The sequence below is a fragment of the Mycobacterium sp. Marseille-P9652 genome, assembly GCF_902652685.1.
Classification (GTDB): Bacteria; Actinomycetota; Actinomycetes; order Mycobacteriales; family Mycobacteriaceae; genus Mycobacterium.
The window spans coordinates 57,050-78,117 of record NZ_CACRUY010000021.1 but is presented as its reverse complement, the minus strand read 5'-3'; the positions used below and the strand labels follow the sequence as shown (position 1 = coordinate 78,117).

Below are 21,068 nucleotides of genomic sequence, written 5' to 3'. Positions count from 1 at the left end.
GCGTCACCGGCGGCGGCGGCGGCGGCGGGGCGATCAACGGCACCCCGAGTCTCGACGGGCCCGGCTCCAACGGTTCGAACGGGGCTTCCGGCGGGGCCGGCGGTCAAGGCGCCCACAACAACGTCTACGGGAACCAAGGCGGCAACGGCGGCACTACCCAGACCGGGGGTGGCGCCGGTCTGGGGTATTCGGTGTTCAGTGCCGGCAGCGCCGGCCAGAACTCCTAGTTGGTCTCGCCCTCGGGCCGCGGGTGCCGGTCGGTGCGGATCACCTCGGTCTTGGCGTCCTCCGACGTCGGGATCGTCTCGGTGTGCGCCTCGGTGGTCGGGATCGTCTCGGTGCGGGCCTCACGCTCGTGCTCGTGCTCCGTGGGGCGCTCGGCCGTCGCCACCGACGAGGTCTGCTGCTCGTGCTGGGCCGCGCCGCCCTGGGTGGGGATCTCGCCGGTCGGGGCGTCGTCGCCGCGGACGGCGGAGAAGACGTCGGTGTCGGCGCGCTCTTCTCCGGCCTCGCGCTTCGAGCGGCCCGAGTCGGGCTTACGGTCCACCCGCCACCGGCCGACGGTCACGCCGATGATGGCGGGCAGGAAGACGAGCAGCGCGGTGAAGGCGGCGAACGTCGTCACCTCGTTGAGCAGCCCGCCGGTGTAGAGGGCCTGGTAGAAGAGCCTGATGAGCCAGCAGATCAGGCCGGACAGGACGCCGGCCACCAGGCCGGCCAGCAGCCATATCATCGCCAGGTCCTGGCGGCGGTCGGGGTCGGGTTGGGCGCGGGCGTCGGCGCGGCCGTCGATCACGCCCCAGATCACCACCCCGATGACGAACAACACGAGGAGTACCACGCTGATCAGTCCGGCCTGCGTCTGCCAGGCGTTGATCAGTGCTCCCTGGATCAACCGCACCACGACCATCGCCGCGGCATACACCAATCCGCGCAGCAACCACTTGTTCATGAGGAAGAAGCGTAGCGAGTACCGTCAAGAGCTGTGACACATTCCCAGCGCCGACACGCCCTGCGAGCCCGGATGGGCACCAACGGACTCGACGCGATGCTGGTCACGGACTTAAACAACGTTCGTTACCTCTCGGGATTCAGCGGCTCCAACGGCGCGTTGCTCGTTTTCGCCGACGACCGGCAGGACGTGCTGGCCACCGACGGGCGATACCGCACCCAGGCGGCCAAGCAGGCGCCGGATCTGGAGATCGCCATCGAGCGGGCGGTCGGGCGGCACCTGGTCGGCCGGGCGGCGGAGGCCGGCGTCGGCAAGCTCGGCTTCGAGAGCAACGTGGTCACCGTCGACGGCTTCGACGCGCTCACCGGCGAGCTCGAGCAGCACACCGCGAGCACCGAGCTGGTGCGGGCCGCCGGAACGGTGGAGGCGTTGCGCGAGGTCAAGGACGCCGGCGAGGTCGCGTTGCTGCGCCTGGCGTGCGAGGCGGCCGACGCGGCGCTGTCCGACCTGGTCGAGCGGGGCGGCCTGCGTCCCGGGCGCACCGAGCGGGAGGTTGCGCGCGACCTGGAAAGTTTGATGTTGGACCACGGCGCGGACGCGATCTCGTTCGAGACCATCGTGGCCGCCGGGCCGAATTCGGCGATCCCGCATCACCGCCCGACCGACGCGGCGCTGGCCGCGGGCGACTTCGTCAAGATCGACTTCGGCGCGCTGGTCGCCGGCTACCACTCCGACATGACGCGCACGTTCGTCTTGGGGAGCGCGGCGGACTGGCAGCTGGAGATCTACCAGCTGGTTGCCGACGCCCAGCGGGCCGGGCGGGAGGCCCTGCGGGCCGGCGCGGACCTGCGGGAGGTGGACGGCGCGGCGCGGCAGCTCATCGTCGACGCCGGCTACGCCGAGAACTTCGGCCACGGGCTCGGCCATGGCGTGGGCCTGCAGATCCACGAGGCGCCGGGGATCGGCGCCACGTCCACCGGCACCCTGCTGGCGGGCTCCGTGGTCACCGTGGAGCCCGGCGTCTACCTGCCCGGCCGCGGGGGTGTGCGCATCGAGGACACCCTCGTCGTGCCGGACGGCGCCGACGGGCACGCTCCGGAACTGCTGACCCGCTTCCCGAAGGAACTGGCCGTCCTGACCTAACTCGTGCCGTTGGTCCCGTGCGCGCCGAACAGCGCGCCGCCGGTCCCGCCGGCCCCGCCCGGACCGTGGCTGAGGCCGCTGGCGCCGTCGCCCCCATTGCCGCCGTTGCCGACGAGGACCGCGTTGCCGCCATTGCCGCCGGCGCCGCCACCTAAACCGCCGCCGCCGTTGCCGCCGCCGCCGCCATTGCCGAAGAGGGCGGCCCCCCCGCCGTTGCCGCCGGCGCCGCCGCCGCTGGCATGCCCGCCGGGACCGCCGACTCCGCCGTTGCCGACCACCGCGCCCGCGGCGCCGCCGTCGCCGCCCCTGCCGCCGTGGGGTCCGCCGTTGTTGGCGACACCCTGCCCGCCTCCGCCGCCCGCGCCACCGTCGCCGGAGAAAGAGCCGCCGTGCCCGCCGGCGCCGCCGGCCCCGCCGTTGGCGTTGGCGCTGTCGCCGCCGAGCCCGCCGCCGCCGCCGCTGCCGTAGAAGAGGCCGCCATTGCCGCCGGCGCCGCCCGTGCCGCCGTCGGCGAAAGTGCCTCCGCCGCCGGTGCCCCCGAATCCGCCGCTGCCGAACAGTCCGGCCGACCCGCCGGCTCCGCCGACGCCGCCACCGAGGATGGAGCTCCCGCCCGGGCCACCGTTGCCGCCGTTGCCGAAGATGAGACCGCCGGCCCCACCGGCGCCGCCGGCGGCACCCGTGCCGCCCCGGCCACCCATCCCGCCGTTGCCGAACAGCCCGGCCGGTCCACCGGCCCCGCCCGGCGTGTCGGGGTTGCCGCTGGTGCCGCCGTTGCCGCCGTTGCCCCACAGGATGCCGCCCGCCTGGCCGGGCGTCCCGACGCCTCCGACGGTGGTCCCGTTGGCGCCGTCGCCGATCAGCGGACGCCCCAGCAGCAGATTGGTGGGCGTGTTGATCACCCCGAGCACGTCGTCTTCGAAAGTCTGCAGCGGGTTGGCGCTGGCGGCCTCGGTCAGCGCGTATTGGGCGGCCCCGGCGTTAAGCAACTGGACGAACTGCTGGTGAAACGCCGACGCCTCGGCGCTGAGGGCCTGGTACGCCTGGCCGTGCGCCCCGAACACCGCGGCGATGGCCGTCGACACCTCGTCTGAGGCCGCGGCCAGCACGGTCGACGTCGGTACCGACGCCGCGGCGTGGGCGTCGTCGAGTGCCGAACCGATGCTCACCACATCGGACGCGGCAGACGAGACGAACTCGGGCATTGTGACGACAAAAGACATGCAACCGCCCCTAACTCACTGATACGCCAGACACGTCACGCGTCGGCGACGCGGACCCGATGGCGGAGACGCTATTGACGGCCGGTAACACGTTTCAATCAGCGATTTCCCTACAATTTCGGCGGGCGTGAGCTCGTGCCCGCCGATGCTCCCAAAGGGCGCCGCTCTTTGACTTGTGTTGAACAATCGCCCTGCGTGGCGGACCCCGAGGTGCGACCATCGGATGATGGGTGACTGCGACACCGCCCAGGCCGCCGAGTTGATCCGCGCGCTGCGCAATCAACTGCGGGAGATGGCGGCCCAGTTGGCCCGGGTCGAACGCCACGACCTCACCGGCCGCAATAGCCGGGCCTGCAGCCTGCGCGCGGAGGCGGTCGCCCTGCGTCGGGACATCAAGGAGGGGCAGTTCCTCATCGACCGCCTCAGGCATCGCTACTTCAACGGCGCACGGCCGCATGCTGAGGACTGAGACGCCCAAAGTTGGTTCCGCGTTCAGATAGAGGCGCGCGCACGCGCGTTATGCTCACCGGATGGGACGGCCGACATGTCGAATCTGACCGCGTCGCCCGAGCTAATCGCAAGCGCGGCAGAAGATTTGGCCGCAATCGGCGCCAATGTCGACGAGGCGCACGCGGCGGCGGCAAGCTCGACCCTCGCGGTGCCGCCCGCCGCCGCCGACGAGGTGTCGGTGAGTGTCGCGGACTTCTTCTCACGGCATGCCCGGGACTATCAGGCGCGCGCCGGGCAGGCGGCCGCGTTCGGTGAGCAGTTCGTCCAGCACTTGAGTGCGGGGGCGGGCGCGTACGCGGGCGCCGAGGCTGCCAATGCCGCGGTGCTGGCGCCGGCGGCCGCGGCCGCAGGCCCGATCACCAACGCCATCACGGCCGTGTGGGGCGATATCCAGAACTTCCTGAACAGCGCGCTCACGACGTTCGAGCAGATCCTCAATCAGTACGCGGGGTTTCTGATTCCGCTCATCCAGAACGCCATCGCCTTCTCGGTGGCATTTTTCTTCGGGTTCGTGCTGCCGGCGGTCGAGATCGCGCTGAACATCCTGGTGGTCCTGTAGGGCACGGGCGCGGGTAATCTGCAGGGGTCGCGCGAGAAGCGCATTCCCCGAACGACCCGCCCCGAGGAGATACACCGACCGTGGCAACCACTGCCGACTTCAAGAACGGGCTTGTTCTGGTGATCGACGGCCAGCTGTGGCAGATCACCGACTTCCAGCACGTCAAGCCCGGCAAGGGCCCGGCGTTCGTGCGCACCAAGCTGAAGAACGTGCTGTCCGGCAAGGTGGTCGACAAGACGTACAACGCCGGGGTCAAGGTGGAGACCGCCACGGTCGACCGCCGCGACGCCACCTACCTGTACCGCGACGGCTCGGATTTCGTCTTCATGGACAGCGAAGACTACGAGCAGCATCCGCTGCCCGAGTCCCTCGTCGGCGAGGCCGCCCGCTTCCTGTTGGAGGGCCTGCCGGTGCAGGTGGCGTTCCACAACGGGGCACCGCTGTACCTCGAACTGCCGGTGTCGGTCGAAATGGAGGTCACCCACACCGAGCCCGGGCTGCAGGGCGACCGGTCCAGCGCCGGCACCAAGCCCGCCACGGTGGAAACCGGGGCGGAGATCCAGGTGCCGCTGTTCATCAACACCGGCGACAAGCTGAAGGTGGATACGCGCGACGGCAGCTATCTCGGGCGGGTCAACGCCTGACCATGCGTCCGGTCAAGGGGCGTCACCAGGCCCGCAAACGGGCCGTCGACCTGCTGTTCGAGGCCGAGGCGCGGAGGCTCAGCCCGGAGGAGATCGTCGAGGTCCGCACCGAGCTGGCCGGGACGAACCCGGACGTGGCGGCGCTGCACCCGTACACCGCCGCGGCGGCGCGCGGGGTCGGCGAGCAGGCGGACCACATCGACGACCTGATCAGCTCGCACCTGCAGGGCTGGACGCTCGACCGGCTGCCCGCCGTCGACCGCGCCATCCTGCGGGTCGCGGTGTGGGAGCTGCTGTACGCCGACGACGTGCCCGAGCCGGTCGCGGTCGACGAGGCAGTTCAGCTGGCCAAGGAGCTGTCGACCGACGAGTCGCCGGCCTTCATCAACGGGGTGCTGGGGCAGGTCATGCTGGTGACGCCGCAGATCCGGGCGGCCGCGCGGGCGGTGAAAGGTACGGAGCAGTGAGCAGGCTGGAGGCGCACGTCGCGCTCGCGGCCTTCCTGGCCGCGACCGTCGTGATCGGCGCCGTGGTCTGCGCCGGCTACGGGTGGGCCATCGGCGCGTCGGTGCTCGCGATCTTCGCGCTGGGCGTCGGCGCCTGGCTGTACCACTGCGTGGAGCGCCTGATCGTGGCCAACCGCATCAGCACCGTGCGGCAGGCGGCCAAGCCGCTGCAGCCGCTGCTGCCGGTGATGGCCGCCATCATGGGCCTGACGCAGGCCGTGGTGCGGTCGCTGACCGACGTTACCGAGCTGCCGGCGCGCAGTCGCGAACTCCCCGGCCTGCGCTGGATGGACGTCCGCGCCAACCGGCGGGTCGTCGACGCGGAGGGCGTGAACGAGGAGCCGGATCGCTAAACGTTCACCCGCGCGGCCCCGCTGGCGTAACAATTCAGTGAGCCGAGAGACAGGTGAGGTCATGAATCCCTACAGCGCCCAGCCGCGACGACTGCGGGTCTCCGCCCTGGCCGCGGTGGCCAACCCGTCGTACGCGCGCATCGACACGTGGAACATGCTCGACGACGCGTGCCGCCGCCTGGCCGAGGTCGACCTCGCCGGGATGGACAAGACCCACGAGGTGGCGCGGGTGAAGCGCCTGATGGACCGCATCGGCGCCTACGAGCGTTACTGGCTGTATCCCGGTGCGGACAACCTGGCGACCTTCCGCGCGCACCTGGAGGCGCTGTCCACCGTGCGGCTCGCCGAGGAGGTTTCCCTGGCCGTCCGCCTGCTCTCCGAATACGGCGACCGCGCAGGGCTTTTCGACACGTCGGCGCCGCTGGCGGACCAGGAGCTGGTGGCCCGGGCCCGCCAGCAGCAGTTCTACACGGTGCTGCTGGCCGACGACGCCCCCGCGACGGCCCCCGACTGCCTGGCCGAGTGCCTGCGGACGTTGCGCGACCCCTCCGACGACGTGCAGTTCGAGATCCTCGTGGTGTCCAGCGTGGAGGACGCGATCACCGCGGTCGCCCTCAACGGCGAGATCCAGGCCGCGATCATCCGCGACGACCTGCCGCTGCGATCCAAGGACCGGCTGCCGCTGATGAGCAGGTTGCTTGGCCCCAATGAAGACGTCGACATCCCGCACCGCGCCAACGATTCCGTCGAGTGCGGCGAGTGGATCCGCGAGTTGCGGCCCCACATCGACCTGTACCTGCTCACCGACGAGTCGATCGCCGCGGGCGACGACACCGAGCCCGATGTCTACGACCGCACGTTCTACCGGCTCAACGACGTGACCGACCTGCACAGCACGGTCCTCGCGGGGCTGCGGAACCGTTTCGCCACACCGTTTTTCGACGCCCTGCGCGCCTACGCGGCCGCGCCCGTGGGCCAGTTTCACGCGCTGCCCGTCGCGCGCGGGGCCAGCATCTTCAACTCCAAGTCGCTGCAGGACATGGGGGAGTTCTACGGCCGCAACATCTTCATGGCCGAAACGTCGACCACGTCCGGTGGCCTCGACTCGCTGCTGGACCCGCACGGCAACATCAAGAAGGCGATGGACAAGGCCGCCCGCACCTGGAATTCCGACCACACCTACTTCGTCACCAACGGGACGTCCACCGCGAACAAGATCGTCGTCCAGTCGCTGACCCGCCCGGGCGACATCGTGCTCATCGACCGCAACTGCCACAAGTCGCACCACTACGGGCTGGTGCTGGCGGGCGCGTATCCGCTGTACCTGGACGCGTATCCCTTGCCGCAGTTCGCCATCTACGGCGCGGTGTCGCTGCAGACGATCAAGAAGACGCTGCTGGACCTCGAGGCGGCCGGTCAGCTGAACCGGGTGCGCATGCTGCTGCTGACCAACTGCACCTTCGACGGCGTGGTCTACAACCCGCTGCGGGTGATGCAGGAGGTCCTGGCGATCAAGCCCGACATCTGCTTCTTGTGGGACGAGGCCTGGTACGCGTTCGCCACCGCCGTGCCGTGGGCGCGGCAGCGCACCGCGATGGTCTCCGCCGAACGCCTCGAGCAGATGCTGGCGTCGCCGGAATACGCGGCGGAATACCGGGATTGGGCGGCGTCCATGGAGGGGGTGCCGCGGTCGGAATGGGTCGACCGCCGGCTGATGCCCGACCCCACCCTGGCGCGTGTCCGCGTGTACGCGACGCACTCCACCCACAAGTCGCTGTCGGCGCTGCGGCAGGCGTCGATGATCCACGTGCGCGACCAGGACTTCAACGCGCTCGCCCGCGACGCGTTCGGCGAGGCGTTTTTGACCCACACGTCCACCTCGCCGAACCAGCAGCTGCTGGCCTCCCTGGACCTGGCGCGCAGGCAGGTCGACATCGAGGGCTTCCAGCTGGTGCGGCAGACCTACGACATGGCGCTGGTGTTCCGGCATCGGGTGCGCAGGGACCGGCTGATCAGCAAGTGGTTCCGCATCCTGGACGAGTCCGACCTGGTGCCCGAGGAGTTCCGGGCGTCGTCGGTGAGCTCGTACCGCGAGGTCCGGCAGGGCGCGCTGGCCGAGTGGAACGAGGCGTGGCGGTCCGACCAGTTCGTGCTCGACGCGACGCGGGTCACCCTGTTCGTCGGTAAGACCGGCATGAACGGGTACGACTTCCGCGAGAAGGTCCTGATGGACCGGTTCGGCATCCAGATCAACAAGACCTCGATCAACAGCGTGCTGCTGATCTTCACGATCGGCGTCACGTGGTCCAGCGTGCACTACCTGCTTGACGTATTGCGCCGCATCGCAACCGATCTGGATCGCAGCGAGGGGGCGGCGAGCGTCGCCGACCGGGCGCTGCAGCGGCGCCACGTGGAGGAGATCACGGAGGACCTGCCGCACCTCCCGGACTTCAGCGAGTTCGACGTCGCATTCCAGCCCGTCGACGGCTGCATGTTCGGCGACATGCGGTCTGCGTTCTACGCCGGATACGAGGAATCCGACCGGGAGCACGTGCTGATCGGCATGGCCGGGCGCCGGCTGGCCGAGGGCAAGACGCTGGTGTCCACGACGTTCGTGGTGCCCTACCCGCCGGGCTTCCCGGTGCTGGTCCCCGGTCAGGTGGTGTCCAAGGAGATCGTCTATTTCCTGGCCCAGCTCGACGTCAAGGAGATCCACGGCTACAACCCCGACCTCGGCCTGTCGGTGTTCACCGAGGAGGCGCTGGCGCGGATGGAGGCTCAGCGCAACGCCGCGACCGCGGCCGTGGGTTCGGCGTACCCTCCGTTCGAGCTGCCCGCGGATGCGACGGGACTCAACGGTAACGGCGCTGTCGAGGCGGTCGGCGAGTCGGCGCGGAGCTGAGCCGCTATGTCTTCGCTATGAATCATCGGGGCCACACCCGCGACCGAGAATGGTCGCGGGCCGCCCAAACATCCCGCCAAGCAGGGCGTTCCGGGCACGTCGGCATGTCCCTTGCACCATCGAGCCATGGAAAGCCTGGGAAATCGCTTAGATTTCAATAAGTTTGAGGGTTGCCGCGGGATCACGATTCGGAATCGGTAGGCCGGGCCGTGCCAACATGGTTGCATGCTCAGGGGACCGGCGTTCGACGCGGGCACGAACGCGCGGTGGACGATCATGACCGTATCCCTTGGCGTCACGGCCAGTTCGTTCCTCTTCATCAACGGCGTGGCCTTCCTCATCCCGTCACTCCAGGCGCACCGTGGCATCCCCCTCGCCGAGGCCGGCCTGCTGGCGTCGATGCCCAGCTGGGGCATGGTGCTCACGCTCGTCTGCTGGGGCTACGTCCTGGACCGCGTCGGGGAGCGGGCCGTGCTCACGGCGGGCTCCGCGCTCACCTCGGCGGCGGCCTGCGCCGCGGCGACGGCCCATTCCCTGCTGATGGTCCGCATGTTTCTGTTCCTCGGGGGCATGGCCGCGGCCAGCTGCAACACCGCGGGGGGCAGGCTGGTGTCCGCCTGGTTCCCGCCGCGGCAGCGCGGTCTGGCGATGGGCATTCGCCAGACCGCGCAACCGCTGGCAATAGCGTTGGGCGCGCTGATAATTCCCGAACTCGCGGAGACCGGCCCGCGCAAGGGGCTGATGTTCCTCGCCGTCATCTCCGCCGTGGCGGCGGTGGCGAGCGCGATCGGGATCGTCGATCCGCCGCGAAAGTCGCGCAAGGTCGCGAGCCGGGCGGAACTGGCAAGCCCGTACCGCGGGTCGTCCGTGCTGTGGCGGATTCACGCGGTGGCCGGCCTGCTCATGGTGCCGCAGGCGGTGACTGTGACCTTCATGCTGGTGTGGCTGATGCACCGCCATGGCTGGTCGGTGGCGGCGGCGGGCGGCCTGATCACCGTCACGCAGGTGTTGGGCGCGCTGGGCCGGGTAGCGGTCGGTCGCTGGTCCGACCGCGCCGGCTCGCGCATGCGTCCCGTCCGCGCGATCGCGATCGCCGCGGCGCTGGCGCTGTTCCTGCTCGCCTTCACCGACGGCACCGGTTCGGGCTACGACGTGTGGCTGATGGTCGCGATCTCGGTGCTCGCCATGCTCGACAACGGGTTGGAGGCCACGGCGATCACCGAGTTCGCCGGGCCGTATTGGAGTGGGCGGGCGCTCGGCCTGCAGAACACCGGGCAGCGGCTCATGGCCGCGGCCGGACCGCCGGTGTTCGGAACGCTGATCATGGCGGCCCACTATCCGGTGGCCTGGGCCCTGTGCGGGCTGTTCCCGCTGGCGGCGGTGCGGCTGGTCCCCGTGGGCCTGACACCCGGCGCGGATTCGCCTCACCGGGATCGAAAGGAGCCCGTCGGGGCCGGGGTGGCGCAATAGCCCGACGGGCGGCGATTTCGGCTGGTCGCTTCGCTTCGGCACCCGGCGCAATGGGTTCACCGGCCGTCACCGCCCGGCTTCGACGCCCCCGGCACCCCCTCTGACCTGCGTTAGCGTGGCGGCGTGGCGCAACCAGTACCGATCCGCGGGACCAGGGCCGACCGGGCCCGCCTCGTCGCCGACGTGCTGCGCCAGCAGATCCACGCCGACGCCTACCCCGACGGGCTGCCGGCCGAAGCGCGACTGGCGGCCGAATTCGCCGTGTCGCGCAACACGATTCGCGAGGCGCTCGGCGTCCTCAAGCACGAGGGCCTGATCGATCGCGGACCCAAGGTCGGAACCCATGTGGCGCAACGCAAGTACGACCATGCGCTCGACGCGCTGCTGGGGCTGAAGGAGACGTTCAAGGGCCTCGGCGAGGTCCGCAACGAGGTGCGCGCCGCCATGCCGGTCACGCCGCCGCCGTCGGTGGCGCGGCGGCTGCGGCTGGAAGAGGGCGAGCAGGCCGTGTTCGTCGAGCGGTTGCGGTTTCTCGGCGACCTGCCGCTCAGCCTCGACCTCACCTACCTCGCCCCGGACATCGGGCGCGCGGTCCTGGAATTCCCGCTCGAGACCAACGACATTTTCGCGCTGATCGAGCGGGTCAGCGGGCAGCGGCTCGGGTCGGCCGCGCTGGCGCTCGAGGCGATTCCTGCCGACGGGCACTCGGCGGCCACGCTGCAGGTGCCCGACGGGGCCGCGCTGCTGATGCTCGAGCGGCTCACCAGCCTCGACGACGGCCGGCCCGTCGACCTGGAGTACATCCGCATGCGCGGGGACCGAATCACGATGCGCGGCAATCTCATCAGATCCGAGCCGACGAGGAGCGAGCCATGACGCTGATCTCCCACCGCGCCGACGTGCCGGTGACGATCGACGAATCGCTGTGCATCGAGGGGTGCACCCTGTGCGTCGAGGTGTGCCCGCTGGACGCCCTGGCGATCGACCCGGACACCGGCAAGGCGTTCATGCACGTCGACGAGTGCTGGTACTGCGGCCCGTGCGCGGCGCGCTGCCCGACGGGTGCGGTGACCGTCAACATGCCCTACCTCCTACGGTGATGAGAGGGTTTGGCGCACGGCTGATCTCGATCGCGGCCGTCGTCGTCGCCGTCCTGTCCGGCTGCTCGCTGGAATCGCTCTCGCAATCCGACGGCGTGGTCAACGTCGTCATCGGCTACCAATCGAAGACGATCAACACGGTCACCGCGGGCACGCTACTGCGCGCGCAGGGCTACCTCGAGCGCCGCCTCGCCGACATCACCACCCGCACCGGGACCCGATACGCGGTGCGCTGGCAGGACTACGACACCGGCGCGCCGATCACCGCGCAGATGCTTGCCGAGAAGATCGACATCGGCTCGATGGGCGACTACCCCATGCTGATCAACGGCTCCAAGACGCAGGCCAACCCGCTGGCGCGCACCGAGATGGTGTCGGTCACCGGGTACAACCCCAGGGGCGCGCTCAACATGGTTGTGGTGAAGCCCGATTCGCCGGCCAGCGGGCTGGCCGACCTGGCGGGCAGCAAGGTGTCGGCGAGCGTGGGCTCCGCCGGCCACGGCACCCTCGTGCGTGCCCTCGCCAAGGCGGGCATCACCGGCGTCGAGGTGCTCAACCAGCAACCGCAGGTGGGCGCCTCGGCCCTGGAATCCGGCCAGGTGCAGGGGCTTTCGCAGTTCGTCGCGTGGCCGGGCTTGCTGGTCTACCAGGGCAAGGCCAAGCTGCTCTACGACGGCGCCGAGCTCAACATCCCCACGCTGCACGGCGTGGTGGTCCGCCGTGCCTACGCCAAGAGCCACCCCGAGGTACTCGCCGCGTTCCTGCAGGCGCAGCTGGACGCGACCGACTTCCTCAACTCGAAGCCGCTGGAGGCCGCGCGCGTCGTCGCGCAGGCCAGCGGCCTGCCGCAGGAGGTCGTGTACCTCTACAACGGCCCCGGCGGCACCTCCTTCGATCCCACGCTCAAGCCGTCGCTCGTCGACGCGCTGAAAAGCGATGTGCCCTACCTGAAGTCGATCGGCGACTTCGCCGACCTCGACGTCGGCGCCTTCGTCGTCGACGAGCCGCTGCGCGCGGTCTTCGCGGCCCGCGGGCTCGGCTACGACGCCGCCCGGGCGCGCGCGGCCAACCCGTCCCTGCTGAGCGGTGACCCCGCCCGGGCCGGCGAGTTGTGGTTGGACGGGTCCGACACGACGCAGACCGTCCCCAGTCCCACCGCCCTGCTGCAGGCCGTGCGGGACGCGACCGGGCGCGGCGCCAAGGTGCGCGCGGCCTACGTTCCCGACGCCGTGCTGGGCACCCGGTGGTTCGCCGACAAGGCGGTCTGGGTCAAGGACGGGCCGAATTACCTGCCCTTCGGCACCCCGGCCGGCGCCGGCCGGTACACGTCCGCGCACCCGGGCAGCGTCGCCATGAATTACCAACAAGCACTGGGAGGTTCGGTATGACAGCCCACGTGGTGTCCGACGATCTGGTCGACGCCGTCCCGGCGCCGGCGGTCGCCACGCCCAGACGGCTCCCCGCGCCGTGGCGCTCGCGCCTGCTGCGGCTCGCATCGGTGGCGGCGGCGATCGGGCTGTGGCAGCTGCTGACCGCCGGCCGGGTCCGCTTCGGCCTGCGCTTCGACACGTTGCCCACCGTCACCGATATCCTCACCGCGCTGCAGCGCCGGGCGGGTGCCTACGAGTTCTGGCTGGACGTGGCGCAATCGCTGCTGCGGATTCTCACCGGCTTCGGCCTGGCCGCGGTCGTCGGCGTCGCCACCGGCGTGCTGCTGGGCCGCTCGCGACTGTTCGCCGACCTCTTCGGGCCGCTGGCCGAGTTGGCCCGTCCCGTCCCGGCGATCGCGATCGTTCCCGTGGCGATCCTGCTGTTCCCCACCGACGAGGCCGGCATCGTCTTCATCACCTTCCTGGCGGCCTACTTCCCGATCATGGTCAGCACCCGGCACGCGGTGCGCGCGCTGCCCACGCTGTGGGAGGACTCCGTGCGCACCCTGGGCGGCGGGCGGTGGGACGTGCTGAGCCAGGTGGTGCTCCCCGGCATCCTGCCCGGGGTGTTCGGCGGCCTGTCGGTCGGCATGGGCGTTGCGTGGATCTGCGTGATCTCGGCGGAGATGATCTCGGGCCGGCTCGGAATCGGTTACCGCACCTGGCAGGACTACACCGTGCTGGCCTATCCCCGGGTGTTCGTCGGCATCATCACCATCGGCGTGCTCGGGTTCGCGACGTCGGCCGCCGTCGAACTGGTGGGCCGCCGCGTGACCCGCTGGCTGCCCCGCGCGCAGGAGGGACAGCGATGACGGCCATGCGGCTCGAACTGGATCGGGTCTCGTTGTCCTACACGGGAACTCGCGTCATCGACGGGCTGAGCCTGACGGTGCGCCCGGGCGAGATCCTGGTGCTCACCGGGCCCTCGGGCTGCGGCAAGTCGACGGTGCTGCGCGCCCTGGCGGGCCTGTTGCCCCCCGACGGCGGCCGCGTGGTCGCCGACGGCGCCGACGTCACCACCACCTCAGGGGAGCGCGGCATGGTGTTCCAGGACAGCGCGCTGCTGCCCTGGCGGACCGTGCGGTCCAACATCGAGCTGGCGCTGCGGCTGCGCGGCGAACCGCGCGCCGGCCGGCGCGCCAAGGCCGAGCGCTGGATCGACGAGCTGGGCCTGACCGGGTTCGGCCACTACCTGCCCAAGAGCCTGTCGGGCGGCATGCGCCAGCGCGTCCAACTGGCCCGCGGCCTGGCCGGGGCGCCGCGGGCGGTGATGATGGACGAGCCGTTCGGGGCGCTGGACACCCAGACCCGCGCCGCCATGCAGCGCCTGCTGATCGACACCTGGCGGGCCCACCCCACCACCATCGTCTTCGTCACCCACGACGTCGACGAGGCGCTGGCGCTGGCCGACCGGATCGTCGTGCTCGGCCGGACCGGCCAGCCGGTGCGCGCCGTCGTCGACGTGCCCGAGCCGCGCGTCGACCGGCCCAGACCCGAGCTGCGCGCCGAAGTCATTGCGGCGCTCGATCATTCGGTGGCGGCGTGATGGAGATCCCGTCGACGACGCCGACCCGCCTCGACTGTGACGTGCTGGTGATCGGCGGTGGAACCGCGGGCACCATGGCGGCGCTGTCGGCCGACGACCACGGCGCCCGGGTGCTGCTGCTCGAGAAGGCCCACGTCCGTCACTCCGGCGCGCTGGCGATGGGCATGGACGGCGTCAACAACGCCGTCATCCCCGGCAAGGCCGAGCCCGAGGACTACGTCGCCGAGATCACCCGCGCCAACGACGGAATCGTCAACCAGCGCACCGTCTATCAGACCGCCACCCGCGGCTTCGCGATGGTGCAGCGCCTCGAGCGCTACGGCGTCAAGTTCGAGAAGGACGAACACGGGGAGTACGCGGTGCGCCGCGTACACCGCTCCGGCTCCTACGTGCTGCCCATGCCCGAGGGCAAGGACGTCAAGAAGGCACTGTATCGGGTGCTGCGGCAGCGCTCGATGCGCGAGCGGATCCAGATCGAGAACCGGCTGATGCCGGTGCGGGTGCTGGTGGCCGGCGGCCGCGCCGTGGGCGCCGCCGCGTTGCACACGCGCACCGGCGAATTCGTCGCCGTCGGCGCCAAGGCGGTGATCCTGGCGACCGGCGCGTGCGGGCGGCTCGGGCTGCCCGCGTCGGGCTACCTGTACGGCACCTACGAGAACCCCACCAACGCCGGCGACGGGTACGCGATGGCCTACCACGCGGGCGCCGAACTGTCGGGCATCGAATGTTTCCAGGTCAACCCCCTGATCAAGGACTACAACGGGCCGGCCTGCGCGTACGTGGCCAACCCGTTCGGCGGCTACCAGGTGAACGCGCAGGGGGAGCGGTTCGTCGACTCCGACTACTGGTCGGGCCAGATGATGTCGGAGGTCAAGAACGAGATCGACTCCGCGCGCGGGCCGATCTACCTCAAGGTGTCCCACCTGCCCGACGAGACGCTGACCGCGCTCGAGAACATCCTGCACACCACCGAACGGCCCACGCGGGGCACCTTCCATGCGGGCCGCGGCCACGACTACCGCACCCACGACATCGAGATGCACATCTCCGAGATCGGCCTGTGCAGCGGCCATTCCGCATCGGGGGTGTGGGTGGACGAGCACGCCCGCACCACGGTCCCGGGCCTCTACGCCGCGGGCGATTTGGCCTGCGTGCCGCACAACTACATGATCGGGGCGTTCGTCTTCGGTGACCTCGCCGGCACCGACGCCGCGGCCTCGCTGCCCGACGTCGTTGCGCCACAAGAGCTCCCGGAGGATCAGCTGCGCGCCGCGCACGAGCTGATCTACCGCCCGCTGCGGCACGCCGACGGCCCGCCGCAGCCGCAGGTCGAATACAAGCTGCGCCGCTTCGTCAACGACTATGTGGCGCCGCCCAAGACGGCGGCCAAGCTCTCGATCGCGGTGCGCACCTTCGACCGAATGCGCGACGAGATCGGCGAGATGGGCGCCCGCACCCCGCACGAGCTGATGCGCGCGGTGGAGGTGTCGTTCATCCGCGACTGCGCCGAGATGGCCGCCCGGTCGTCGCTCACCCGCACCGAGTCGCGCTGGGGCCTCTACCACGACCGCGCCGACATGCCCGGCCGCGACGACGCCCAGTGGGGCTATCACCTCAACCTGCGCAAGGGCCCGGACGGGGCGATGGCCTTCCTCAAACGTCCGGTCGCCCCTTATCTCGTGTCCGTGCCCGAACTCGACGGCCTGCCCCCGGCGGACCAGACCGTGCGGCCGGTGGATCAGCCGCCGCTGAGCGGCGGGCAGGCGCCGGCCGGCGCGACGCCCCGGTTACGCCCCACGACAGCGCCTTTCGAGGCTCCGTCGCCGCGCATCGCCGAGGTGCTCGCTCTCGAGGAGCCGACGGTCGACGCGCTGCGCCCGTACCTGACCGACCCCGACGCCGGGGTGCGGAAGACGGCCGTGGCCACGCTCACCGAACACATTCCCGACGGTTACGGCCCCGCCCTGTTCGCCGCGCTGGACGACGCCGACCCCGCGGTGCGACGCGCCGGCGCCGACGGGATCCGGGAATTGGTCGAAGTGCTGCCCGACCCTTCCGGCGCACGGGCCCACCTGCGCTCCGCCGATACGGTGGTGCGCGCCGCGGCGGTCTACCTGCTGGCTGCGCGGCGCGCCGGCGCCGTCGACGACTTCCGTTGCGCGGTCGACGATCCCGACCATCGCGTGCGCATCGAGGCGGTGCGGGCGCTGGTGTCGGTCGACGACGTAGATGGGGTGGTCGCCGCCGCGGCCGACGAGAACCGCGAGGTCCGCATCGCCGCGGCCGCCGGCCTGGCGACGCTGGGCGGTGGCCGGGAGGCCGTGCGGGCGCTGATTGCCGATCCCGATCCGCTGGTGCGCGCCGCGGCGCTCGCGGCGCTGGGTCAATTGGGTTGCGAGGCAGGCGATCTGGACGGCATCGACAAGGCGCTTCGCGCGCCGGCCTGGCAGGTGCGCGAGGGCGCGGCGCGCGCCCTGGGCGGCGCGCCCGCCGACGTCGCCGTGCCTCGGCTGGCCGACGCGCTCGCCGACGCGCACCTGGACGTCCGCAAGGCGGCCGTGCTCAGCCTGACCCGGTGGGCCGGCGAGCCCGCCGCCCGCGACGCCCTGCGGACGGCGTGCAAGGACAGCGACGCCGGGCGTTGTTGGCCGACCCCGGCCCGCGGGTGCGCGCCGCGGCGCTCGCGGCGCTGGGTCATTGGGGTGGCGGGGCAGGCGATCGGGACGGCATCGACAGGGCGTTTCGCGCGCCGGCCTGGCGGGTGCGCGGGGGCGCGGCGCGCGCCCGGGGCGGCGCGCCCGCCGACGTCGCCGTGCCTCGGCTGGCCGACGCGCTCGCCGACGCGCACCTGGACGTCCGCAAGGCGGCCGTGCTCAGCCTGACCCGGTGGGCCGGCGAGCCCGCCCCCCGCGACGCCCTGCGGACGGCGTGCAAGGACAACGACGCCGATGTGCGCGCCTACGCGCGCCGGGCGCTGGACGAGGTCCGGTCAGCGTAAAGCCTTGGCGTACAGCAGGCTGTCCTGCGGTTCCGGTCCGAGCGTCGGGTACACCGCGTGCCGGGCCAGCCGGTCCTCCTGGACGAAGCCGGCCCGCTCCAGCAGCCGGGCCGAGCGTTCGTTGGCGACGCTGCACGTCGCCCACACGCGGCACACCTCGGGGTCGGACTCGAGCTCGCCCACCAGGAGGTCGATCACCTCGGACATCAGGCCCTTGCCCCACCACCGCCGGCCCAGGCAGTAGCCGATCTCGACCGAATGCTCTACCGGGCGGCGGCAACTGGCCAGCCCCACGACGTCTCCGCTGTGCCGCAGCTCGATCACCCACGTCTTCTCGTCGTCGCTCACGTTGAGTTTTTCGGTGATCACCCGCCGCGTGGTCGCCACGTCGGGATGCGGCGCCCACAGCAGGTACTTGGTGACCTCCGGGTCGCGGGCGACCCGCTGGAAGAGCGCCCCGGCGTCGTGGAGCGTGGGCGGCCGCAGCACCAGCCGTTGACCGGTGATGCGGTCGGGAGGGTAGCCGACCATGCCTAGAGACCGAGCGCCTGATAGGTGCGGCGGACGAACTTCGGTTGCGCCGTGCGCAGTTTCGCCAGCGACGTGTTGCCCGCCACGGCCGTCGCCGCGTCCACGGTCAGGTCCGGCAGGTTCTGGATCAGATAGACCAGGATCAGGTCCGCGCTCGGGTCGGCCTGCCACCATGTCCCGTAGGCGCCGGGCCAGCTGAACGTCCCGACGCCGCCCGGACCGAACAGGGGAGTGCTCTTGGCCGGATCGGTGACCACCGACAGGTTGAGCCCGAAGCCGCGGCCCACCCAGTACGGCGCTCCGAGGAAGTTGTGCCGCTTCTGCTCCTCGGTGAGCCGGTCGGTGCGCATGAGTTGGGCCGACTCCGGCGACAGCACGCGCACGCCGTCCACCGATCCGTCGCCGAGCAGCATCCGCACGAAACGCAGGTAGTCGTCGGCGGTCGACCACAGGCCGCCGCCGGCATTGCAGAAGGAGGGCGGCGTGATGTGCGGTGGCCCCATCACCCCGTGCTCGAGGCGATGGTCGTCGGTGAGGCGGTACATCGTGGCGGCGCGGCGGCGGGCTTCCGGGGTGACGAAGAACCCGGTGTCGGGCATGCCCGCCGGGCCGAGCACGCGATCATCGAGGACCTCGTGGAAGGGCTTGCCGTCGATGCGAGAAGCGATGACCCCCAACAGGTCTATCGCGTGGCTGTACGTCACCCGCTCACCCGGCTGGTGCACCAGGGGCAGCTTCGCCAGTTCGGCCAGCCACGCGTCCGGACCTTGGTGGAACGGCAGCCGCATGTAGGCCTTCGAGATCGGCCCCGAGACCGAGAACGCGTACGCCAGGCCGCTGGTGTGGGTGAGCAGGTCCTCGATCAGCATGGCGCGGCGCAGCGGGTGCGTGCGGTCCAGCGGGCCGTGGGGATCGTCGAGCACCCGCACGTCGGCCAGCTCGGGCGCCCAGCGGGTCACCGGATCTTTCAGCGTCAGCTTGCCCTCGTCGACCTGGCTCATGATCGCCGCGACCGTGACCGGCTTGGTCATCGACGCGATCCGGAACAGCGTGTCGCGGCCCATCGGCAGGCCGGCGTCGATGTCGCGGTAGCCGACCTCGTTGACCTGCAGGACTTCCCCGCGCTGCCAGACCACCGTCACGGCGCCGGCCAGCACGCCCGCGTCGCACACCTCGCTGATTGAGGCCCGATTGGCGTCCAGGTTCACCCGGATCACGTTAGCCGCCGCGCGCGGACGTACCAGAACGCCATGTCGACGCTCCCGCCGTCCGCCTCGCGCCGCCACGTGGCGGGTTCCAGCGATTCGATCTCCCAGCCGGCGCCCCCGAGCACGTCGCGCAGCGTCTGCTCGGACACCGCCGGGCGCGGCCACTCGTCGTCGGGCGGGTTGGCGTCGGAGAAGCAGCTCATCAGCAGCGTCGCGCCCGGCCGGGTGGCCCGGTGCGCCGCGGCGGCATAGCTGCGCTTCCCGTCGTCGTCGAGGCAGTGGAACATCCCGCTGTCGACGACGGTGTCGAACGCGCCGTTGTAGCCCTCGAGCGTGGTGGAGTCGGCGACCGCGAAACGCACGTCGACGCCCGCGTCGCGGGCTCGGCGCTCGGCGGTAACCAGCGCGGTAGGGGAGATGTCCAGGCCCGTCACGGTGTAGCCGTTCCTCGCCAAATAGATCGCGTTGTCGCCCAGCCCGCAGCCGATGTCGAGAACGTCGCCGTGCACCCAGCCGCCCTCGTGCCAGGTGATCACATTCTCCTTGGGCGCCTTGGTATCCCACGGCGGCGTGGTGACCGGTGGGATGCCCTCGCCCGGGCTTTCGCCACGGTAGAGCGCGTCGAAGTCCATGCTCATTTGCGCCAGCTTAGGCCGCGTGCCTGGCGATCGCCACGCCGATCCGGACCTCGACATCGCTGACGAAGACTTCGAGCGGCCCCGGTTTCGGTGGCGCGGTCGAACGGTACCGGGCCCCGGTCGGCGTGACGAATTCCGCTGTGTGGCAGCCTGTTTCGCCGGTATGCCCGGTGACCCGCCACCCGGCAGCTTCCTTGGCGTAGTTGCACCGTTCGCACGATCCGGCCCCGTTGTCCGCGGCGGTCGGCCCGCCGCGCCGCCACGGCCGGGCGTGGTCGAGGTGGCGGATCGGCGCGTCGCAGTAGGGGGTGCGACATCGCTCGTCGCGCAGTGCGATGAACGTGGCCAGCCCCTTCGGGAAGTGGCGGGCCCGCGACTCCATCGTCACCAGGGCTCCGGAGCGCGGGTGCCGGTAGAGCCGGCGCAGGGTGGCCCGCGAGCGGGAGTCGTCGACGGCCGCGCTCACCAGGTTGCGTGCCACCGCCGCCGGGATGGGGCCGTAGCCGTCGACCGTCGCCGCGGTGTCGTCGCCGCCCAGCAGCGTCTCGTCGGTGATCACCAGGTTGACCGCGACGGGCGCGGGCACGCCGGCGGGTGTGCCGGTGACGCGCTCGACGAGGGTGTCGGCCATGACCTGGCCGCGCGTGCGGCCGTCGAACGTGGTGTCGGCGGCCCGCTTGAGCGCCGCGTACGTCGCGACTCCCTGCGCGACCGGCAGTAACGCGGTCAGATACGTCATGGTGTCGGGCGCCGGGCGAATCGTCACGGTGCGCTCGGATTCCGCCTTGGCGGCTCGCTCGACGACCGCGCGGGGATCCAGCCGGTAGGCGATGGCCCGCGCCGCCGCGACGATGCGCGCGTCACCCATGCCGTCGAGCGCCGCCCGGTCGGCGCACAGCTCGGCGTCCAGCGCGCGCCGGTCCTCGACGTCCAGGCAGGCGCTCTCGCGGACGATCAGCGTGGCGCGCCACTCGGACAACCGCCCGTCCTCCAGCGCTGCGAGGGTGTGCGGCATCTCGTGCACCAGCGCTTTCGCGAAGCCGAGATGCCTGCCCCCGCGGGCGGGCGAATCCCGCCGGGCCAAGGCGATTTCGCTGGCCAGGCCGCGGCCTCGCTGGGCGGCCGGCACACCGGCGGCGGCCTCGTTCGCCCGACGCAGCTCCTCCAGCCGCGCGGCCAGGCGCGCCTGCATCGCGGCTGCCGCCGACTTCTCCCGCTCCAGCTCGGCGATCCGCGCGATGAGCGCGGCCTCGTCGGCATTGCATTCGAACATATTTTCGATAGTAGACGAGCCCACCGACACGTCGACCGCGCGGCGGGCCGACTTTGCGGAAGTGCTACGCTGCCGTGCAGTC

General features: G+C 71.1%; 19 protein-coding genes and 3 pseudogenes. 16 read left to right on the top strand and 6 right to left on the bottom strand.

The window, feature by feature from the left end:
• Window positions 1-227: pseudogene (locus GPY60_RS26630) on the top strand (PE-PGRS family protein); the annotation flags it as partial.
• Here the strand turns inward: GPY60_RS26630 and GPY60_RS13590 are convergent.
• Complete coding sequence (locus tag GPY60_RS13590) at window positions 224-952, bottom strand: B-4DMT family transporter (RefSeq protein ID WP_156688198.1); 729 nt, start codon at window positions 950-952, stop codon at window positions 224-226. The pseudogene GPY60_RS26630 and the gene GPY60_RS13590 overlap by 4 nt on opposite strands.
• A gap of 33 nt (window positions 953-985) precedes the next feature.
• On the opposite strand from GPY60_RS13590, the gene GPY60_RS13585 reads away from it, so the two are divergent.
• Window positions 986-2,095 (top strand): M24 family metallopeptidase, encoded by a 1,110-nt coding sequence (locus GPY60_RS13585; RefSeq protein WP_156688197.1) that lies wholly within the window; start codon window positions 986-988, stop codon window positions 2,093-2,095.
• Here GPY60_RS13585 and GPY60_RS13580 read toward each other — a convergent pair.
• Window positions 2,092-3,318 (bottom strand): PE family protein, encoded by a 1,227-nt coding sequence (locus tag GPY60_RS13580; protein ID WP_156688196.1) that lies wholly within the window; start codon window positions 3,316-3,318, stop codon window positions 2,092-2,094. The two genes, GPY60_RS13585 and GPY60_RS13580, sit on opposite strands and share 4 nt — an antisense overlap.
• A gap of 226 nt (window positions 3,319-3,544) precedes the next feature.
• Between GPY60_RS13580 and GPY60_RS13575 the strand changes: the two genes are divergently transcribed.
• From GPY60_RS13575 to GPY60_RS27095, 14 genes and pseudogenes are all read left to right on the top strand, one after another.
• On the top strand, window positions 3,545-3,787 hold the full coding sequence (locus tag GPY60_RS13575) for a hypothetical protein (RefSeq protein ID WP_156688195.1): 243 nt from the start codon (window positions 3,545-3,547) through the stop codon (window positions 3,785-3,787).
• 75 nt (window positions 3,788-3,862) lie between these two features.
• Window positions 3,863-4,387, top strand: coding sequence for a PE family protein (locus GPY60_RS13570; RefSeq protein WP_156688194.1), 525 nt, complete (start codon window positions 3,863-3,865; stop codon window positions 4,385-4,387).
• A gap of 80 nt (window positions 4,388-4,467) precedes the next feature.
• Complete coding sequence (gene efp / locus GPY60_RS13565) at window positions 4,468-5,031, top strand: elongation factor P (protein WP_156688193.1); 564 nt, start codon at window positions 4,468-4,470, stop codon at window positions 5,029-5,031.
• Between the two features lie 2 nt (window positions 5,032-5,033).
• Window positions 5,034-5,498, top strand: a complete 465-nt coding sequence (gene nusB / locus GPY60_RS13560) for a transcription antitermination factor NusB (RefSeq protein ID WP_156688192.1) — start codon at window positions 5,034-5,036, stop codon at window positions 5,496-5,498.
• Window positions 5,495-5,890 carry an antitermination protein NusB gene (locus GPY60_RS13555; protein ID WP_156688191.1) on the top strand — a complete coding sequence of 132 codons (396 nt, stop codon included), beginning with the start codon at window positions 5,495-5,497 and terminating at the stop codon, window positions 5,888-5,890. The genes nusB and GPY60_RS13555 overlap by 4 nt, the downstream gene beginning before the upstream one ends.
• 61 nt (window positions 5,891-5,951) lie before the next feature.
• Window positions 5,952-8,792 (top strand): aminotransferase class I/II-fold pyridoxal phosphate-dependent enzyme, encoded by a 2,841-nt coding sequence (locus tag GPY60_RS13550; protein WP_156688190.1) that lies wholly within the window; start codon window positions 5,952-5,954, stop codon window positions 8,790-8,792.
• A gap of 225 nt (window positions 8,793-9,017) precedes the next feature.
• Window positions 9,018-10,262, top strand: coding sequence for an MFS transporter (locus GPY60_RS13545; protein ID WP_156688189.1), 1,245 nt, complete (start codon window positions 9,018-9,020; stop codon window positions 10,260-10,262).
• Window positions 10,263-10,385: 123 nt separating this feature from the next.
• Window positions 10,386-11,138: a GntR family transcriptional regulator gene (locus tag GPY60_RS13540; RefSeq protein WP_156688188.1), complete on the top strand. Its 753-nt coding sequence runs from the start codon at window positions 10,386-10,388 to the stop codon at window positions 11,136-11,138.
• Window positions 11,135-11,362, top strand: a complete 228-nt coding sequence (locus tag GPY60_RS13535) for a 4Fe-4S dicluster domain-containing protein (RefSeq protein WP_156688187.1) — start codon at window positions 11,135-11,137, stop codon at window positions 11,360-11,362. Before GPY60_RS13540 ends, GPY60_RS13535 begins: the two co-directional genes overlap by 4 nt.
• Window positions 11,362-12,750 (top strand): ABC transporter substrate-binding protein, encoded by a 1,389-nt coding sequence (locus tag GPY60_RS13530; protein WP_156688186.1) that lies wholly within the window; start codon window positions 11,362-11,364, stop codon window positions 12,748-12,750. Before GPY60_RS13535 ends, GPY60_RS13530 begins: the two co-directional genes overlap by 1 nt.
• Window positions 12,747-13,604, top strand: coding sequence for an ABC transporter permease (locus GPY60_RS13525; protein WP_156688185.1), 858 nt, complete (start codon window positions 12,747-12,749; stop codon window positions 13,602-13,604). The genes GPY60_RS13530 and GPY60_RS13525 overlap by 4 nt, the downstream gene beginning before the upstream one ends.
• Window positions 13,601-14,338, top strand: coding sequence for an ABC transporter ATP-binding protein (locus tag GPY60_RS13520; RefSeq protein WP_156688184.1), 738 nt, complete (start codon window positions 13,601-13,603; stop codon window positions 14,336-14,338). Before GPY60_RS13525 ends, GPY60_RS13520 begins: the two co-directional genes overlap by 4 nt.
• Window positions 14,338-16,974: pseudogene (locus GPY60_RS13515) on the top strand (fumarate reductase/succinate dehydrogenase flavoprotein subunit); the annotation flags it as partial. The gene GPY60_RS13520 and the pseudogene GPY60_RS13515, both read left to right, overlap by 1 nt.
• Window positions 16,974-17,336: pseudogene (locus GPY60_RS27095) on the top strand (HEAT repeat domain-containing protein); the annotation flags it as partial. The pseudogenes GPY60_RS13515 and GPY60_RS27095, both read left to right, overlap by 1 nt.
• Here the strand turns inward: GPY60_RS27095 and GPY60_RS13505 are convergent.
• The 4 genes from GPY60_RS13505 to GPY60_RS13490 are packed head-to-tail and all read right to left on the bottom strand — an operon-like array spanning window position 17,328 to window position 20,986.
• Window positions 17,328-17,867 (bottom strand): GNAT family N-acetyltransferase, encoded by a 540-nt coding sequence (locus tag GPY60_RS13505; protein WP_156688182.1) that lies wholly within the window; start codon window positions 17,865-17,867, stop codon window positions 17,328-17,330. The pseudogene GPY60_RS27095 and the gene GPY60_RS13505 sit on opposite strands and share 9 nt — an antisense overlap.
• Window positions 17,868-17,869: 2 nt before the next feature.
• Entirely contained in the window at window positions 17,870-19,075 is a 1,206-nt protein-coding gene (locus GPY60_RS13500; RefSeq protein WP_197283662.1) for a serine hydrolase domain-containing protein, read from the bottom strand.
• Window positions 19,076-19,080: 5 nt separating this feature from the next.
• Entirely contained in the window at window positions 19,081-19,713 is a 633-nt protein-coding gene (locus GPY60_RS13495) for a class I SAM-dependent methyltransferase (protein WP_156688180.1), read from the bottom strand.
• Between the two features lie 10 nt (window positions 19,714-19,723).
• Window positions 19,724-20,986 (bottom strand): HNH endonuclease, encoded by a 1,263-nt coding sequence (locus GPY60_RS13490; protein WP_156688179.1) that lies wholly within the window; start codon window positions 20,984-20,986, stop codon window positions 19,724-19,726.
• Window positions 20,987-21,068: the final 82 nt, after the last annotated feature.

What these genes read in the sequence shown, in the direction of transcription:
- GPY60_RS13590 (WP_156688198.1), bottom strand. Translation starts at nt 952, where the DNA reads ATGAACAAGTGGTTGCTGCGCGGATTGGTGTATGCCGCGGCGATGGTC.
- GPY60_RS13580 (WP_156688196.1), bottom strand. Translation starts at nt 3,318, where the DNA reads ATGTCTTTTGTCGTCACAATGCCCGAGTTCGTCTCGTCTGCCGCGTCC.
- GPY60_RS13575 (WP_156688195.1), top strand. Translation starts at nt 3,545, where the DNA reads ATGGGTGACTGCGACACCGCCCAGGCCGCCGAGTTGATCCGCGCGCTG.
- GPY60_RS13570 (WP_156688194.1), top strand. Translation starts at nt 3,863, where the DNA reads ATGTCGAATCTGACCGCGTCGCCCGAGCTAATCGCAAGCGCGGCAGAA.
- nusB (WP_156688192.1), top strand. Translation starts at nt 5,034, where the DNA reads ATGCGTCCGGTCAAGGGGCGTCACCAGGCCCGCAAACGGGCCGTCGAC.
- GPY60_RS13550 (WP_156688190.1), top strand. Translation starts at nt 5,952, where the DNA reads ATGAATCCCTACAGCGCCCAGCCGCGACGACTGCGGGTCTCCGCCCTG.
- GPY60_RS13545 (WP_156688189.1), top strand. Translation starts at nt 9,018, where the DNA reads ATGCTCAGGGGACCGGCGTTCGACGCGGGCACGAACGCGCGGTGGACG.
- GPY60_RS13535 (WP_156688187.1), top strand. Translation starts at nt 11,135, where the DNA reads ATGACGCTGATCTCCCACCGCGCCGACGTGCCGGTGACGATCGACGAA.
- GPY60_RS13530 (WP_156688186.1), top strand. Translation starts at nt 11,362, where the DNA reads ATGAGAGGGTTTGGCGCACGGCTGATCTCGATCGCGGCCGTCGTCGTC.
- GPY60_RS13525 (WP_156688185.1), top strand. Translation starts at nt 12,747, where the DNA reads ATGACAGCCCACGTGGTGTCCGACGATCTGGTCGACGCCGTCCCGGCG.
- GPY60_RS13520 (WP_156688184.1), top strand. Translation starts at nt 13,601, where the DNA reads ATGACGGCCATGCGGCTCGAACTGGATCGGGTCTCGTTGTCCTACACG.
- GPY60_RS13505 (WP_156688182.1), bottom strand. Translation starts at nt 17,867, where the DNA reads ATGGTCGGCTACCCTCCCGACCGCATCACCGGTCAACGGCTGGTGCTG.
- GPY60_RS13495 (WP_156688180.1), bottom strand. Translation starts at nt 19,713, where the DNA reads ATGAGCATGGACTTCGACGCGCTCTACCGTGGCGAAAGCCCGGGCGAG.
- GPY60_RS13490 (WP_156688179.1), bottom strand. Translation starts at nt 20,986, where the DNA reads ATGTTCGAATGCAATGCCGACGAGGCCGCGCTCATCGCGCGGATCGCC.